Here is a 16,607-nt window from a genome sequence, read left to right on the forward strand (position 1 = left end):
ATAGAAAACAAATATCCATATTTTTCAGATACTTGAAATTTTCATTCTTTTTAAGAGTAAGACCAAAAGCGTATCTGACAGCGGATAAAAAAGGCTTTATAATAGCCCTGTCTAATTGAGTTTATTAAGAGCATTACAATAATGAATATAGCGAAGGTCGACTTAAATTTACTGGTATATTTAGATGTTTTACTGCGAGAAGGCAGTGTAACAAAAGCGGCCAATCAGCTTAGCATCACGCAACCTGCGATGAGCAATGGGTTAAAACGCCTGCGTGACTTATTTAAAGATCCTTTATTGGTGCGCACCAGCGACGGAATGACGCCTACAAAACGGGCACTTGAACTTCAACCCACTATTCGTGATGTGCTCAGCCGACTTGAAAGTTCAATTCAACCAGAGACCGATTTTGATCCGCTAACCAGCGAACGCACTTTTCGCATCATGACAAGTGACTATGCAGAAAGCACGCTATTACTTGAACTAGTAGGCAGGCTAACTGATCTAGCACCAAACATTACGCTAGATTTAATTACCCCTAGTGACGTTACCTTCCACGATGTAGAGCAAGGCAAGGTCGACATGGCCGTTAACCGCTTTGAAGAACTGCCGCTGTCTTTTCATCAAAAAGTGATTTGGTACGATACCTTTAGTTGTGTAATGAGTTCAGATCACCCGCTTGTTGCTAAGTGTGACTTAGACAGCTACTTAAGCGCTCAACATATTTGGGTGAGTAAAACTGGCTTTGGTGTTGGCGTGGGTATCGACCCAACAGAAGTACAGAAACTTGGTTGGGTAGACGCAGAGCTAACTAAAATAGGCAAGCAACGGGCTATTCGCGTATTTACACGACATTACCACGCGGCATTACAGATAGCTAAAACGCAAAAGCTTATCGCCACCTTGCCAAGCAAAGCGGCAAAGTTATTTAAAGACGACCCAAGCGTTGTAGTGAAAGAACCACCGTTCGATATTCCCCCAATTGCGTTAAAAATGGCATGGAGTGCACTATTGCACCATGATGCGGGGCATATCTGGTTACGTCGCTTAATTAGCGATGTAGCGAACGAAATGAGTGATAGCTAAAGCATCCTGTTGCGTCTCGCCATTAAGATTTCACATATGAATACTGAATGCACACAAACATTCACTGAGAAAATGGCAAAGATAGGAACCATAAATTAAAAAACTGCCTCTATACTCTCTACACTAGAGCTACAGAAAACGTATAGAGGTAGTTATGCAAAATTATATTACACGAGGCCGTTTACAGGTTGCTGAGCAACTCGATGATTTCATCAACCAACAGGCAATGCCAGGCACTGGTGTTCAATCAGACGCTTTTTGGCAAGGTGCAGAAGCCCTCTTTTCAGAATTCGTTCCTCAAAATCGTGCCCTGCTAGAAAAAAGAGAACAACTCCAACTCGCTATCGATGACTATCATAAAGCGGGAAACCCCGCTTTCGGTGAGCAATATATAACTTTCCTAAAAGAAATTGGTTACTTAGTAGAGCAGCCTGAAAAGGTACAAGCCGATACCACAAACGTGGATGCAGAAATTGCTACCATGGCTGGCCCTCAATTAGTTGTACCAATTAACAACGCCCGTTATGCACTGAATGCTGTTAATGCACGCTGGGGGAGTTTGTATGATGCGTTATACGGCACTGATGTTATTAGCAATGAGAACGGAGCAGAACCCGGCAAAAGCTATAACCCTATCCGTGGCGAGAAAGTGGTAGCGAAAGCGAAAAGCTATTTAGATAGTATGCTTCCACTTGCAAAAGGAAGTCACGCAGATGTTGTCGGTTATAAAATAGAAACAGGCAAATTGGCGATTTCCTTAACTGATGGCGACATCACTACACTTGCGAACACCGAGCAATGGCAAGGTTACCAAGGTGATATAAAAGCTCCTACTGCGCTGTTATTCGTTCACAACGGCCTGCATTTTGAAATTCAGATAGATGCCACCAACCCTATCGGTAAAACTGACGCCGCTGGCGTTAAAGATGTGCTGATTGAGGCTGCATTGACTACCATCATGGATTGCGAAGACTCAGTCGCCGCTGTTGATGCCGAAGATAAAACCTTGGTTTATAGCAACTGGTTAGGGCTAATGAAAGGCTCGCTAAGCATTGAAATGAGTAAAGGTGGCAAAACTATCGTTCGGGCTATGCATGAAGATAGAGTGTATTCGCCTTCAAAACATGTAACGAATCAAGAGCAACTATCTTTATCTGCGCGCAGCCTTATGTTTGTACGTAACGTAGGTCATTTAATGACAAACGACGCCATGCTATTCGATGGTGAGCCAGTACCAGAAGGTATTATGGACGGTTTAGTGACTTCGCTTATCGCCAAGCATGACTTACTGAATAACAGTCCATTCCAAAACTCTCGTCATGGCAGCATTTATATTGTTAAACCCAAAATGCATGGCCCTGAAGAAGTGGCTTTTTCTGATGCGCTATTTGCCAAAATAGAAACCGTCATCAATGTGCCTAAAAACACGTTGAAAATGGGTATTATGGATGAAGAACGCCGCACCAGCGTGAATTTAGACGCCTGCATCAATGCTGCGAAGTCTCGCGTTGTATTTATTAATACAGGCTTTTTAGACAGAACAGGCGATGAAATTCATACGTCTATGCTTGCAGGCCCTTTCGCCGAAAAAGCGACCCTTAAGACGATGCCGTGGATTAAAGCCTATGAAACCGCAAATGTAGCCGTCGGCCTTCGATGTGGCCTGTCAGGTAAGGCGCAAATTGGCAAGGGCATGTGGCCAATTCCCGATGAAATGCAAAATATGATGGATGCCAAAATTGGACATCCAAAGTCTGGTGCAAATACCGCATGGGTACCCTCACCTACCGCTGCCACTTTGCATGCGCTGCATTATCATGATGTTAATGTCTTCGACATTCAGAAGGGGCTAGACGAGGGTTTCTCAGGCCTTAACGATATTTTGACTATTCCACTACTAGAAAGTAGACATTCACTATCAGCCGATACGATACAGCGCGAAATAGATAATAATGTACAAGGTATCTTAGGTTACGTGGTTCGTTGGGTACATCAGGGTGTAGGCTGTTCTAAAGTACCTGATATTAATAATGTTGGGCTGATGGAAGACAGAGCGACTTTGCGTATTTCATCGCAGCACATCGCTAACTGGCTTGAGCACGGCATTGTAAGTGCCGCGCAAGTTGATGAATCCCTTCGCAGAATGGCAAAGTTAGTTGATGAGCAAAATGCTGGCGACGCAGAATATATCCCTATGATGCCTGATTTAGATAGCTCAATTGGTTTCTTAGCCGCTAGCGATCTTATCTTTAAAGGGAAAGAACAGCCAAGTGGTTATACCGAGCCTTTATTACACGCCAGACGCCGCGAAATGAAAGGGAAGTTAGCCTCTGTAAAATAGCCCGCCGAGATTAACCTGGCTAAATCAACGGCGTATTCGTTGTTGCTATTTCTATGGCTACGCCAGTCAATAAACGCCATGCCGAGCTTATCTAACTTAGTATTACTAATTAGATAAGTTCGGCATTTTTGCTTCTTTAGCACTGCCAACACTCGTACTTAGTTAATTAATAAGTCACCTACCAGCACGCCAATAAAGTGGCAGGCTCGGCTAACTCTACTACGCTTTTACTATAATCACTGGAGTTAAAAATATGCAGGTAACTTCATCGGTACCCGTTGCTAAGGTACCCGCTACTATCGTGCCTATTTTGTCGGGCGGGGGCACTCGGCTTAGTGCGCATATTGGTATTTTAAAAGCACTTAAAGATTTAAATGTGGAAATTAAAACCCTTGTGGGGGTATCTGGAGGTTCAATCATTGCGGCGATGCACGCCAAAGGCCATAGTATTGAAGATATGCGAAAGTTAGTAATTGCCACCGACTTTAAACAATTTACCGCTTTTTCCGTGTGGCGATTATTGCGAGAAGGCGGGTTGTCGTCGGGAGATCATTTCGAACGCTGGATTGATGATAAGCTTGAAGGAATTACTTTTGCCGAGCTTCCCATCGCACTCACTATATTAGCCACAGATGTAAACGGTGGCGGCCCTGTATTGTTTGGTAAAGACAATACGCCAGGCATGAAGGTTTCAGAAGCTGTACGTTATTCTATGTCTATCCCTCTACTCTTTTCCTTTAAACCTTTCAAAGAGCACTTGTTGGTAGACGGCGCAATATTATCTGAAGATGCCTTGTTTGAAGATTGGCAACATGATGGCACGCCGACGGTATGCTTTCGACTTCAAAGTGCCATTCAAAAACGTAAGGTAATCAAGAAAGGTGGGCTTTTACTGCCGCAGTATCTATCGATGTTAATACGTACCTTTATGACAGCCATATCAAGAGAGTATATTAATGCGAAATACTGGCATAACACTGTAGTTATTGATACGGGGGAAATTTCAGCGGTAGACTTTGCGTTAACCGCTGAAATGAAGAACCATTTATTTGAACTTGGTTACGAAACCACGGAAGAATTTCTTCCTAAAAAATGCGCCGCTTTTCAATCTTTCAAAGTGGCGTCTACTGGCTAGGAGTTCTTTTAGTCTGGCTTTCTAGATGTTGTAAAAGTCTTTGTACCAATCTACAAAATTCTTAACACCAACATCGATAGACGTAGAAGGCTTGTAGCCTGTGTCATTAACCAATGATGATACATCTGCATAGGTATCTGGAACATCACCAGGCTGTAATGGTAAAAGCTCTTTTTTCGCTTCAACACCCAGTGACGCTTCTAAGGTTTCGATAAATTTAAGCAAATGCACTGGTGTTTGTGCACCAATGTTATAAACCTTGTAAGGCGCTTTACTAGAGCTAGGGTCTGGCGCGCTTGCATCCCAGCTTTCGTTTGGCTTCGCCACGTTATCTAATGAGCGAATTACGCCTTCAACGATATCATCAATGTACGTGAAGTCTCGTCTATGGTTACCGAAGTTGTATACCTGAATGGTTTTGCCTTCCAGTATGGCTTTAGTAAATTTAAATAGCGCCATATCAGGGCGACCCCAAGGGCCATAAACCGTAAAGAAACGTAATCCAGTAGTAGGTAAGCTGTATAGATGGCTGTACGTATGCGCCATCAACTCGTTCGCTTTCTTCGACGCTGCGTATAAGCTTACTTGGTGATCGACATTATGCTGTTCTGAGAACGGCATTGTTTCATTGGCACCATAAACAGAACTTGATGATGCATAAACCAAATGACCTACTTTATTATGGCGACATCCCTCAAGGATGTTCATGAAGCCAACTAAGTTAGCATCTACATAAGCATTTGGGTTTTCAATTGAATACCGTACCCCAGCCTGCGCGGCTAAATGCACCACCTTGTCGAACTTTTGGTCTTCGAATAAGGCTGCCATTTCAGGGCGTTCTTCAACACCCATCTTAATAAATGTAAAGCGTTCACCTGCCGCTGAATTTTGAACTTGCTCAAGCCTGGCATGTTTAAGCGCGATATCGTAATAATCGTTAATGTTGTCAATCCCAACAACATCGTCACCGCGATTAATTAAATATTGAGAAACGGCTGCACCAATAAAGCCTGCAGCGCCGGTAACCAGAATTTTCATAAAAGTCCTTTAAGATAAATCGTCTTTTGATCTACTTTTTTTGTCTATATTTCCAACAAGCAACTCTGTCATGTAGCGACTCATTTTTTTCGCACTATGCTTGAGCAAAATACGAAGTGGCATTTTGAGCAAGTGGCCTCTTAAGAAGGCTAAGTTAGTGGCAAAGTTGCGAAAATTAGACGGTATAAGTTTGTGATTTAATGCTAGCACTCGAGTAAAAACGAAATCACAATAAACCAATTGAAATTTAGATAGTTTAACTTGCGGCAGAAGTGCTTTTAAGTCAAGTTCAATGTTTACGTTTAGCAGCTTTTCTAGGTACCTAAATGCAAGAAAAACTTCAATAGAAAAGCCCATTTGCCTAGCCAGTCTACCTAAATGAGCCATTTCATTTTCATCATCTACAAATTCTTCGAGTAAATACGCTAAATCTGTCAGGTCTCTGTATCCATGGTGAAACTCCTCGCCAAAAAACAAGTGCACTGCAGAGTGCAGAAACATTGCAGATGGTTGCAGAACTTCAATACCACTGGGCAGAGTTAATGTAGAGCTAAAAAGAATATTCGCGTTGGGCGCTCTTCCACTTATTGGAGGGACAATATTATGATGAACATCCAATACAGCTCCTCTTTTAAAATGGCGAAGTGGCGGAATTTCATGCGCCCACTCGCGGTAATAGTGCTGATCATAGTCATCTTCGGATTGAGAAAGCCAACCAAACATCATCAGGCACTGTTCAACTTTTTCAACCTCGTTTTTAGGCAGTAAAATATCAATATCAGAAAACACTCTACCGTTCGCCGCTTTGTTTTCACTTAATACGTAGCCAGCTCCTTTTAAAATAACCAGCTTAGTATCAGTAATTTTAGCGACCAACTGTCTAACTGTTTCTGTCTCAAAACGAACTTGATTGTGGAATAAAGTTTCATGGCGGCGAGCAGCCTGCAAATGAGTTTTTACTTCCGATGGTATTTCAGCACTCGAATGGTTCAATGCAATATACGCCACGCGGGGTAGCACTGAATTCGCTCTGGAGATCAGGATAATATCTCGCCACTGGCGCAAGCTTAAAATAGGCACACGGTGGTGAACTATAATTTGATTGATTATCTCGTGGCTATCTTTCATCGACGAACAACTTCGTTCAACAGTCGCTCACCTAAATCATGAACATCGCTATAGTGAGCTTCAAAAAGAGCCACTCTAGTAATGACATCAGATAATATTTCAAAACCTTGGTGCTCAAAAAGGTCAAAGTTAAATGCATTCTCGATTAATTGGTGTAACGCAAAAGTCTGCGCCATAGGCGTTAAAGTAGTTTGCAAGCTTTGTTCGAATTTAGGAAACACAATGCCGCAAATAGGCGCGCTAACATGTCGGTTTTCGACAGCAGCCGTTGGCGGACGAACATGGGCGACATTTCCTTTTTGAGTATCCTTAGCTATGGGGGAGATATAAGTATCCGGAAACCACTCTTTCACCAGTGATATCGAGTTATTCTTTAAGCAAATAGGTCTTACAAAAGGTTCGACATGGTGAGTATTCAAGTTTATGACCGCCATTTCATCAGACAGCAATCGCCAACCACTCAACGCTAAATAAGCACATAAGGTACTTTTACCAGATCCTGGAGGCGCTGGAAAAATTATAGCTTTTCCGTCTTTCTCTAGGACTGCTGCATGCAGCAGTAAATAGTCATGAAAAAAGTTCGCAACACACCAATTCATGCCCCACTCAAGTAGTGGATAGGCATGAGCGAAAGGTAGTGGCTTAAAAGGAATGTGCTCATCTAATTGAAATACAGCTTGAGGCTTATAGAAGCGTCTAAGGTTAGATGGCGTTTCGACAGAAACATTGAAGTCGAACCAATTGTCTGAACTTGTAAAATCATAATCTCGATATAGTTCATAAAGTGTATCACTGACTAAATCGAGCTTTGAAGAAAAGTTTATTGAAAGCAGCTTGAAATCAATAGAAATTTCGCCACATTGAATTCGTTGTTTAAAACAATGTTTAGATAATTGTGCTAATTTCAAGAAAACCACACTCTAGTGTATGTTGAGTAAAAAGTGTAACGAAAATAGATTGATTAAGTCAGACTAGCAGATGGTTCTTTTTAAGAAAAGCTACGCACTCAGTATATTGGGTATCGTCTAAACCCAACTCAGGTAGACTCTGCACGCAGTTAGGAAGAGTAGCTTGGCTTTGAAGATATTTTAACAAAGGCAAAGCTGAAGCTTCATATGTATAAAGTCCACCGGATGGTAAATGGTGTATAGAAACACCTGAACCGTCCGATGACATGAATATTCTGATAGTGCCTAAAAGCTTCACTACTATTTAATCGGCGTTGTAAGTGTCTTTTACTGCATCTATTATGTCAGATTGGGTGAAAACTCCGCTTGCAATACTTTCATGCAAACCGATAACATAAGTGTTGGCATCAACCCCTGTTGCCAGAGGATAGTGACCATACTTAGCATTCAAATAAGCAGTAACTAACGCCTCATTTATCCCATTTCCAACATATAGACTTCCCTCAGGCAAAAAGTCCAACAAACTGGCCTCGGCATCACCAGAGCCATCAGGATATATACCTATTCCGAAAACATTTTTCCAAACTTCATTTTTATGTGGCTTTCGATCAAGGACTCTTTTCCATTGACCCGGAGATTTTCCCTGTACCAAATCACTTGAACAATCTCGAGCTTGAGAAAGGTTTCCGGATAAATTCCCTGATACTGAACACCCTGTGCCATTAGAACCACCTGCCCATGCAGTTTTAGAAGCTAAAGTAGCAACTACAGTTCCAGCTGCGGCCTGAAAAACAAACTGCCTACGTTTGTTGTATATGGGTTCAACATCCATTGTTTTATTAGTTTTTTTCATTATTGGCTCCGCCACATCTACTGCGATATTACGTTTAACATGCAAAAAACAAGCCGGGAATTATAGCCTTAAAAATCAGTGATATATAAAACGAAGCGCTAGAAGTGTAAGAAAAGCTGACGCTCCAATTAAATCGAGAGTTTTTAATTTAACCGAACACCCTGATTTTTGAGTAGCTTGATTACATGCTCGACAGGGATTGCATATGTGATACCTGATGGGTTAGTTAATACAGATTCTTTTCCGTCACTAACAAAGACTTTGTTTATCACGCCTACCACTTCCCCTGTTGAAGGATTATACATTGGGCTGCCCGAGTTACCAGGAAAAGCTGTGGCATCCAATTGATAAGCTATTCCAGGGCTAGCCAACCTACTTATGTTTATGCTCGAAAGTTGTTTCGCTCTTGCCACAGGTAATGTATCAGGAGTCAATGCTGAAATGATACCTCTATGTGTCGCAGGGTAGACACCCAATACCGAGCCGATAGGGAAACCAGTAAATGCAATTTCCTCTCCTGGTTTCAATAACGTGATAGACGCGAGTTTTAAAGGGGGCAATTTTTTGTTTAATTTTAAAAGGGCTAGGTCGTGATGTGGATCAATTGAAACTAACTCAGCTTTTATATTAGCAGTCTTAGTACCGAACCCTATTACAGCCGCAAAATACGAAATAATTGAAGGGTCAAGTTGCCTATCTACGACATGGTAGTTAGTTATTAACCACTCACCATTACCAACCACAAAACCAGTACCCATAATTTGTGCAGCTTTAGATTCTATAGGGGCAACATATGCTACAGCCACAGTACTCTTAGTGACTATTTCGACAATATTCGTAAACGTTTTTTCAGCTTTTACGACGCTGCTAAATAACAGCCCGATTATCACAAGGTATCGCATACTAGTTTCCATCTATTTCATTTGCTATCTTAATAACTATTAAATTACGAGGGCGTTATTAACTTGAGCACACTTAAAACAATAGCTTTGTTCCTCACATCCCCAGTAAATTTATCAATGCTGCTGTTCTTAATATCTACACTTTTTCTGCTCTTAAAATATAGAACATGGAGCAAAGTTGCTCGTAATGCAGGCATTGTTATCCTTTTAATTTTTTCTCAACCTTACTCAGCTGATCTTCTACTCTACCCCCTCGAACACAGCTTCACAAATAATCAACATATAAAAATTTCGAATTCCGACGATTATATTATCTATACTCCTGCTTGCTATTACTCATCGGTAGGAAACATTCCAGAAATAGCAAGATGGTCCGAGTGTTCAATGCAGCGCTTGACACAAAGCGCTATAATTTCAAAGAAAAACAACGTTGCTATCATTCTTTCAGGTGGAAACTTTCTTTCTGATAATAGTGTCTACTATGCTGAAAAAGCAAAAATGTATTTAGAGTCATTAGGGGTGGATAACAACCTCATTTTGACTTCAAATAAAGGGTTTGATACCAAAACTGAGATACAAAGTATTAATCATCTGATTTTAGGCAAGAAAATACTTTTGATAAGTTCTGCAACTCACATCCAGCGAACCAGAAAGCTATTACTAGTTAACGCAGCCGATGTAGATATCTTAGCGGTTGACTTTCAAAGCTCGGGGTTACTTAAGCCTTATATCTCGCTTCCTACAGCAAATGCTTTAGAAAAGTCGAGAAAAGCTTTGTATGAATATGGTGCCATCGCTAAAAATACTATCTTTGAAAATTAAAACTTTGCGAAATACCTATCTTATACTGTAATGTTAGTTGCATTAATGTTAATTGCAAGGAAGTTATGATGAACAGGCTTTTATTCAGTATCATCTGTTTGGGTTTCATTTCGGCATGCAGCCAGCCCTCTTCAGAAGAGCGACTCAACGAAGTCCAAAAAATTTACGCAAAGGAAGACTACTCAACTTCAATCATCGACTTAAAAGACATCGTTCAGAGCAACCCCAATTACATACCTGCAAGACTTTTATTAGCAGATGCATATTTAAAGATTCAGCAACCTCTCAACGCAAAAAGAGAACTCACTAGAATTTTAAAGATGGGCGATTCGCTTTCTGAAAAGCAAATTTTAACAGCATCAGAAAATTACTTGCTTTTGAGTTTCATGAACCAAGAAGTTGATGATATCGCAAGTTTCATCGAAGACTTCCCTGATTTATCATCGCCCGAAATTCTCAGCCTACATCAGCAGTTTTCCAGCTTCCTAAACGCCGATTCATTTTCTTTGGATTCACTTTTGAACGTTGATGCCAGACTTGCAAGTGCTTTAGCAAAACTTCATAGATCGATAGCAAATGCAGGTAATGAACTCGAAAAGGAAACGGCTTCATATTTGAGCACTTATGAAAACGGAAGATTCCTACCAATGTTAGGGCAGTATTATTTAGCTACCGAGAATTTTGAAGCATGTAAGTCATCTTTCTCAACATTCTCTCTCCGAAGATTTCAACACCCATTTATTAATTTAAGGTTGTCCCAATGCTTCTATAAGCTTGGAGATTTAGATAACGCAATGATACTAGCCAAAAATATCATTTCCAAATTTGAAGACCAACCTTTAGCTAACAAATTAGCTGGTACGATTAGCTTTTTGAATAATGAACCCAAACTCGCTGAACCATATTTGATTAACGCCCTCAAGCAAAATCCTAATGACATTCAGTCAAAAGTATATTTAGGCGCTATCTACATGCAAAGGGGAGACTATGAAAGGGCATTCCAACGATTAAAAGGTGTAGGTGAAATCTACCCAGAGGGTCATTTGGCTAGAAGGATTCTCGCAATAACACAAATTCAACTGGGCGATTACGAAAAAGGAATTGGAGAATTCACAGACAGTCAGCACCCCTTTAGTTCTAGTGAATTATCGATGTTGTCAATGGCTGCAATCGCCGCAGGTATAGAGAATGATAATCATGGTAAAGAAGCTATATTAGATAATATTACTTCGTTGAATATGGATACCATGCCAGGTGAGGCGAGCAAGATTGTGCTTCTCTCCGCTGTAGATAAAAAAGACGGCTTAATTGATTTTGATGCTTTAATCTCATCTATTCCTGAAGATAATTCAGTAAAAAGAGTTATTATTGGAACATTATTCCGATACGATGAAGCGGATAGGTTAACGATTCTATCTGAGAGATGGAAAAATACTGATCCATTCAATGCTAAGTACGCATCCGGGCTTTCTGCGTTTTTGTCTGGGCAATACAAGCTTACAGTCGACTTACTGAAAGACCTTATTACTCAGTCGCCAAATGACCATTTTCTATTGCTAACCTTAGTGAGTTCCTACCAATACCTTGGCAATTACAATGAAGCAGTGTCTTTACTACAGGCCGCAATTCCTAAAAGCAAAAATGCTAGCTTGTTATTAAACAGTCTTTTTACTCTTAATCTACAAAATGACCTAAATCAAGATTTCCTTTATAACGCTATAATTCAAAAAGCGAAGACTTCTAAAGATTACTTACTTTTAAAAGCCAAATTTGAGTTTATAGAAGGTAAATTAGAAACATCCATTGCTACGCTTAAGCACTACTCCAACTCAGTAGAAGCCACTTCTGATGCATATTGGAAACTTTTTTTGAAAATTAAATTAGTCTCTGGAAATGAAGAAGAGATATTAGATGCTTATGATGAATGGTCCACACATAAGCCAGAACTAAAACTTCCTATGCTAAGCAAAATCTTGTATTTGGAGAGTACAGGTGATTTGCCAAGTGCAATTCAGCTTGCTCGCGAGGGCACAAAGCGTTTTCCAAATGAAGAAAAGTTCAAATTACTCGAAGCAAATTTTCTGCTTATGGATAATCAATTTCAAATGACTAGTGAAATTGTTAAAAACCTCTCTAATCAAGCAATGGAAAGTCCTCTTGGCAGAGGAATTTCAGCGGCATTGGCACTCAAAAATAAAGAATATTCCCAAGCAGAAAAAATGTTGAAGCTAGCGTACGGTAAAGTCCCCTCGCCAAGAGTAGCTTCAATGCTCTTCTCTACTTTTATGCATCAGAAAAGAACCAACGAAGCTATCGAATTTCTGGAAAGTCATATTGTTTTAATGCCTTCTGACAAGCAAAACCTGAGATTATTAGCAGACACACTAATCAGTGTCGACCTAGAAAAGTCGAAAAAGTACTATGAATTGATAATCCAAACGCAACCGAATAACCATCAAGTTCTTAATAACCTATCCTGGGTGGAGTTTAAACTTGGCAACAATGAAACTGCTAAACGTTATGTAGAAAACGCAATCAAGATAGCCCCAGAAATTGATGAGTACAAAGATACTCTCGACCAAGTGACAACAAAATAAATCTAATAAGTGAGCCTTTGCCTCGCACATTATCAGTGTAGGTAAAAGCCTTTAATTTGTACTACGCTGATAAAAGCGAATGCCTAAAACAAGAGATTAAAATGCTCAAGCAATTGTTTAAGCGGATGGATAGAAACCCGCTCTTAAAAAATGTTTCAAAAGCAATACAGAATCGACTAGCTAACCGTGAAGTGGGCCGAATAGCGACACACTTCAAACAATATTTTCATACCACTATAGCTGTAACCGACGAAACCAGGAATAGATCATTTAATATTCGTCATGATGTTTATTGCAGAGAACTTAATTTCGAACCCGTCAGAAAAGATAGCTTAGAAAAAGACGAATTTGATAGCCATTCTATTCACTGCCTCGTGCAGCACAAACAGTCTAACCAATTCGCCGGTACAGTCCGGATGGTAATGTCTAACTCAAAATTGCAGAAGCTTCCAATAGAACAATTTTGTGACCATGCATTAGAACATGAGTATCTGCATCCGAAAAATTTTTCCCGAGATGAAATTTGTGAAATCTCCCGGCTTGCAGTTCCAGCTAAGTTTCGAAAACGTAAATCCGATAACTTTGCCGGTGCCGAAACTGGTGGTATAGACCAATCAGTCTTCTCAGACAAAGAACTTCGATGTTTTCCATTCATTGCCATAAGTCTATATTTTATGGCTGCGACAGTGACACAGCAACGGGGGATTAACCATATTTTCGTAATGATGGAGCCTAGGCTTGCTAGAAGCTTACGCTTTGTTGGTATACCTTTTACTCAAATAGGTAAAGTGACCGATTATCATGGAAAACGAGCGCCGTATCATATAGATCCCAAAGTTCTTTTCGAAACCCTGAGTCCTGGATTTAGAAAGTTAATGGATGTAATTGGAGATGAAATGAAAGAGCAACTTACTTCATGAAAACCTTGATCGAGCACTTAGAAAATCTAATTAGCAAAGAAAATGTTATAACATCTGGTGAGGTTTTCGAAGAATTTGCAACTAGTACGATGAAGGAAACAACAACCCCCTCTGCGATTTTATTCCCTCGAAATGAATTAGAAGTAACTCAAATCATCGAGCTTTTTAATAAAAAGAATGCCGATACCCCCGATGAAAAAGCAGTTTTATACCCATTAAGCAGCGGTAAAAATTGGGGATATACATCTTCAGAAGCTGGAATGGATAAAGCTTTTATATTGTCTTTAAAGAATTTAAATCAAATCTCCGAGTATAAAAAAGATACTGGCTCTGTTCGAATACAAGCTGGAGTAACCCAAAAGCAGCTCTACTCATTCTTGCAACGTCATGGAGCAAAACATTGGATGGATGCTACAGGTTCGTCTGAAGCATGTAGTGTTCTAGCTAACAGTCTTGAAAGGGGGTTTGGTCACACTCCCGCAGGAAACCATTTTGAGTTTATTAGTGAATTCGATATCGTTCTCGGTTCGGGTGAAAGAATATCCACAGGATTTCGTCAATTTTCAAAACCAGGGCAGACATTTTATAGCGAAAGTATTTATAAATGGGGTCTAGGGCCTTACATTGACGGGCTTTTTTCACAGTCCTCCATGGGTATTGTACTAAGTGCAACTTTGAAATTAATGCGTGCTCCGGAGTGCTATTTACCATTTTTTATATCATCAAAAGAGCCAGAAAGCTTAGGTGAATTAGTAGAATCTCTGAGAGGCTTACGGGAGAAAAGCATTGTTAAAAGTTGTGTTCATATCGCAAATTTTGACAAGTCTATTCAGGCAGCCCTCGATGAAACAGATTGGCCACTTTCGACAACCTTAATGACGGATAAGACGAAAGAGCGACATCGTAAAAAATATTTGTTAAATGAATGGACTGCATCGGGTGCCCTATATGGCACTAAGGAAGAAATAGCTGTATGGAAGCGGATAATTAAACGGTCACTTATTAATGGCAAATTTAAAGTTCGATTTATCAGTGAAAAGAAACTAGCTATGCTGAGATATATTGCTCCTGTTGCATCTAAGATATTTGACTTGAAAATCGATAAAACACTTGAAAAATTAGATGACTTGATAAAACTGAAGCGAGGACAACCTACAAATGCGTTTTTAAAAAGTGTCCACTTCAAAACTACAAGGCTTCCAAATGATAATAACTTTACCCTTTTAGAACGTAATTTTGTCGGGCTAATTTGGTTAGCACCTACCGCACCCGCTACGGGCGAACATGCTAAACAACTTTCCACGATAGTCACTCGATGTCTAAAACAATATAACATAGAAGCAGCTATCTCTATGACAATGCTAACTGACCAAGCTTTGGAGTGTGTTATTTCTCTAATTTATGATAGGCGTATAGATGGTAGTGACTTGACAGCAGAAGCCTGTCATTTAAACCTTCATACTGAACTACTAAACTCAGGGTACCTTACTTACAGAATGAACTCTTTGCAACAAAGGGACTTTGACCTATTTTACACCTCATCACTCACACCCACGCTAACTAAAGTCAAGGCATCGCTAGATCCTAATGGAGTGCTTGCTATCGGAAAGTACGGTATCCATTGAACTTGATGTCAGCTTTTTTAACGCTATTTAAAACCTTAGAGAGAAATTTTTTACAAGTAACTGTATTTGTTAGACAAAAATAACTGGCTCGATATATGCTACTCTTTAAAGTGATACTCGCTTTTACCGATAACTGGCCTTAGTACAAGCGATCAAGAACTTACATCTTCTAAAATGAGGGACATATTGATGAAATTATCTATGATTAAAAAGGGGTTGGCAGCGAGCGTACTGTTAACTGGTGCATCCTTTACTGCTAACGCTGGTGTTGTTGCAACATCGTATTTAGATGTTTCTTTATTTGGAATCGTTGCTTATGCAGATTTAAATAATGACGGTATAGTTTCATTCGACGATGCCGACAGACTTTCTGCTGAGCAGATTGCAGCATCGATTACTATCACTGGGGGAGATCGCTCTGTCTCAACTAGCACGGGCTTCAATGGTTCCGGACTAGCCAATACTGGTGTTTTTGCTGCCCCTAATAATGAGGCTGACGGTGTGTTTGATTGTACCGGGCCATCTTGTGCGACTATCGGCTTTTCTAACAACTCAGTCCAAAACAACTATACTGATGTAGCTCAATTACATAGCGATAGCCTTACCAATGGCTACAGTTACGCTATGGCCGATGCTCTAGTAGATGGAAGCGCCATATCTTCAAATGCCGATGGTTTCACGTATGCGGCTGCTTCTGTTGGTAGTGCTAGCAACCTTGCTTCAGCGAACTCAGATATTGCCGATGCACTTTTGAGCGAGCTTGACATTAGCATCAGTGGTCTTTCTGAACTTTATCTACAATTTGTATCTTTTTATTCGTTAGTTGTTGATGTTGCACAAACTGCTGATGTGGATGCAAATTCAACTCTGATTTCAAACGGTACTGCATCCGCGCTATTAACAACATCTATTGGTGCAGATGCAACTTCAGCGACTCCTGGAACTGTGCAAATTGATTTCGGCAGCGGATTTGGTTACGGCTCGATTCCAGGTCAAGACACCTATTCGAAAGATTTAGTAAGTGTCAGCGATAACTTTACAGGTAGTGATACGGGCGAATCTACATCTTCTGCATTTAGTGAAACAGGTTTTTTCCTTCTAAGTGAAGGGGACTATCAGGTTGATATTAATCAGATCTCTACTGCACGTGTTTCTCTAGTCTCTGCGCCAGCTCCTTTGGCTCTTTTCGGTCTAGGATTGATCGGCGCAGCATTTGCACGCCGTAGACGTAGCTAAGTTGCTTTAGCAACCC

At 40.4% G+C, this 16,607-nt stretch carries 13 protein-coding genes; 8 read left to right on the plus strand and 5 right to left on the minus strand.

Annotation, left to right across the window (positions count from 1 at the left end; genetic code table 11):
- Positions 1–141 precede the first annotated feature (141 nt).
- The 3 genes from J5X92_RS10450 (at position 142) to J5X92_RS10460 (ending at position 4,562) form a co-directional block, all read left to right on the plus strand.
- Positions 142–1,086, plus strand: a complete 945-nt coding sequence (locus tag J5X92_RS10450) for a LysR family transcriptional regulator (RefSeq protein WP_208805691.1) — start codon at positions 142–144, stop codon at positions 1,084–1,086.
- 154 nt (positions 1,087–1,240) lie between these two features.
- The gene (locus J5X92_RS10455) at positions 1,241–3,427 is read left to right on the plus strand and encodes a malate synthase G (RefSeq protein ID WP_208805692.1); all 2,187 of its coding nucleotides are present in this window, start codon (positions 1,241–1,243) and stop codon (positions 3,425–3,427) included.
- A 253-nt stretch (positions 3,428–3,680) separates the two neighbouring features.
- Positions 3,681–4,562 carry a patatin-like phospholipase family protein gene (locus J5X92_RS10460; RefSeq protein ID WP_208805693.1) on the plus strand — a complete coding sequence of 294 codons (882 nt, stop codon included), beginning with the start codon at positions 3,681–3,683 and terminating at the stop codon, positions 4,560–4,562.
- Between the two features lie 21 nt (positions 4,563–4,583).
- Here J5X92_RS10460 and J5X92_RS10465 read toward each other — a convergent pair whose 3' ends face one another.
- From J5X92_RS10465 to J5X92_RS10485, 5 genes are all read right to left on the minus strand, one after another.
- On the minus strand, positions 4,584–5,600 hold the full coding sequence (locus tag J5X92_RS10465; RefSeq protein ID WP_208805694.1) for an NAD-dependent epimerase: 1,017 nt from the start codon (positions 5,598–5,600) through the stop codon (positions 4,584–4,586).
- A gap of 9 nt (positions 5,601–5,609) precedes the next feature.
- Positions 5,610–6,728 (minus strand): nucleotidyltransferase family protein, encoded by a 1,119-nt coding sequence (locus tag J5X92_RS10470; protein ID WP_208805695.1) that lies wholly within the window; start codon positions 6,726–6,728, stop codon positions 5,610–5,612.
- A complete protein-coding gene (locus J5X92_RS10475) occupies positions 6,725–7,636 on the minus strand; it encodes an HprK-related kinase A (RefSeq protein ID WP_208805696.1) in 912 nt (303 codons plus the stop codon). The genes J5X92_RS10470 and J5X92_RS10475 overlap by 4 nt, the downstream gene beginning before the upstream one ends.
- Positions 7,637–7,940: 304 nt before the next feature.
- Positions 7,941–8,489 carry a hypothetical protein gene (locus J5X92_RS10480; RefSeq protein WP_208805697.1) on the minus strand — a complete coding sequence of 183 codons (549 nt, stop codon included), beginning with the start codon at positions 8,487–8,489 and terminating at the stop codon, positions 7,941–7,943.
- A gap of 143 nt (positions 8,490–8,632) precedes the next feature.
- Complete coding sequence (locus tag J5X92_RS10485; protein WP_244360609.1) at positions 8,633–9,391, minus strand: serine protease; 759 nt, start codon at positions 9,389–9,391, stop codon at positions 8,633–8,635.
- 63 nt (positions 9,392–9,454) lie between these two features.
- Between J5X92_RS10485 and J5X92_RS10490 the strand changes: the two genes are divergently transcribed.
- From J5X92_RS10490 to J5X92_RS10510, 5 genes are all read left to right on the plus strand, one after another.
- On the plus strand, positions 9,455–10,213 hold the full coding sequence (locus J5X92_RS10490) for an ElyC/SanA/YdcF family protein (protein WP_208805699.1): 759 nt from the start codon (positions 9,455–9,457) through the stop codon (positions 10,211–10,213).
- Between the two features lie 65 nt (positions 10,214–10,278).
- A complete protein-coding gene (locus tag J5X92_RS10495; RefSeq protein WP_208805700.1) occupies positions 10,279–12,810 on the plus strand; it encodes a CDC27 family protein in 2,532 nt (843 codons plus the stop codon).
- Between the two features lie 101 nt (positions 12,811–12,911).
- Positions 12,912–13,730 carry a PEP-CTERM/exosortase system-associated acyltransferase gene (locus tag J5X92_RS10500; protein WP_208805701.1) on the plus strand — a complete coding sequence of 273 codons (819 nt, stop codon included), beginning with the start codon at positions 12,912–12,914 and terminating at the stop codon, positions 13,728–13,730.
- Positions 13,727–15,355, plus strand: coding sequence for an FAD-binding protein (locus J5X92_RS10505; RefSeq protein WP_208805702.1), 1,629 nt, complete (start codon positions 13,727–13,729; stop codon positions 15,353–15,355). Before J5X92_RS10500 ends, J5X92_RS10505 begins: the two co-directional genes overlap by 4 nt.
- A gap of 189 nt (positions 15,356–15,544) precedes the next feature.
- A complete protein-coding gene (locus J5X92_RS10510) occupies positions 15,545–16,591 on the plus strand; it encodes a PEP-CTERM sorting domain-containing protein (protein ID WP_208805703.1) in 1,047 nt (348 codons plus the stop codon).
- The last annotated feature ends 16 nt before the right edge of the window (positions 16,592–16,607 follow it).

The sequence above is a fragment of the Alteromonas sp. K632G genome (genome assembly GCF_017653625.1).
Lineage (GTDB): Bacteria > Pseudomonadota > Gammaproteobacteria > Enterobacterales > Alteromonadaceae > Alteromonas > Alteromonas naphthalenivorans.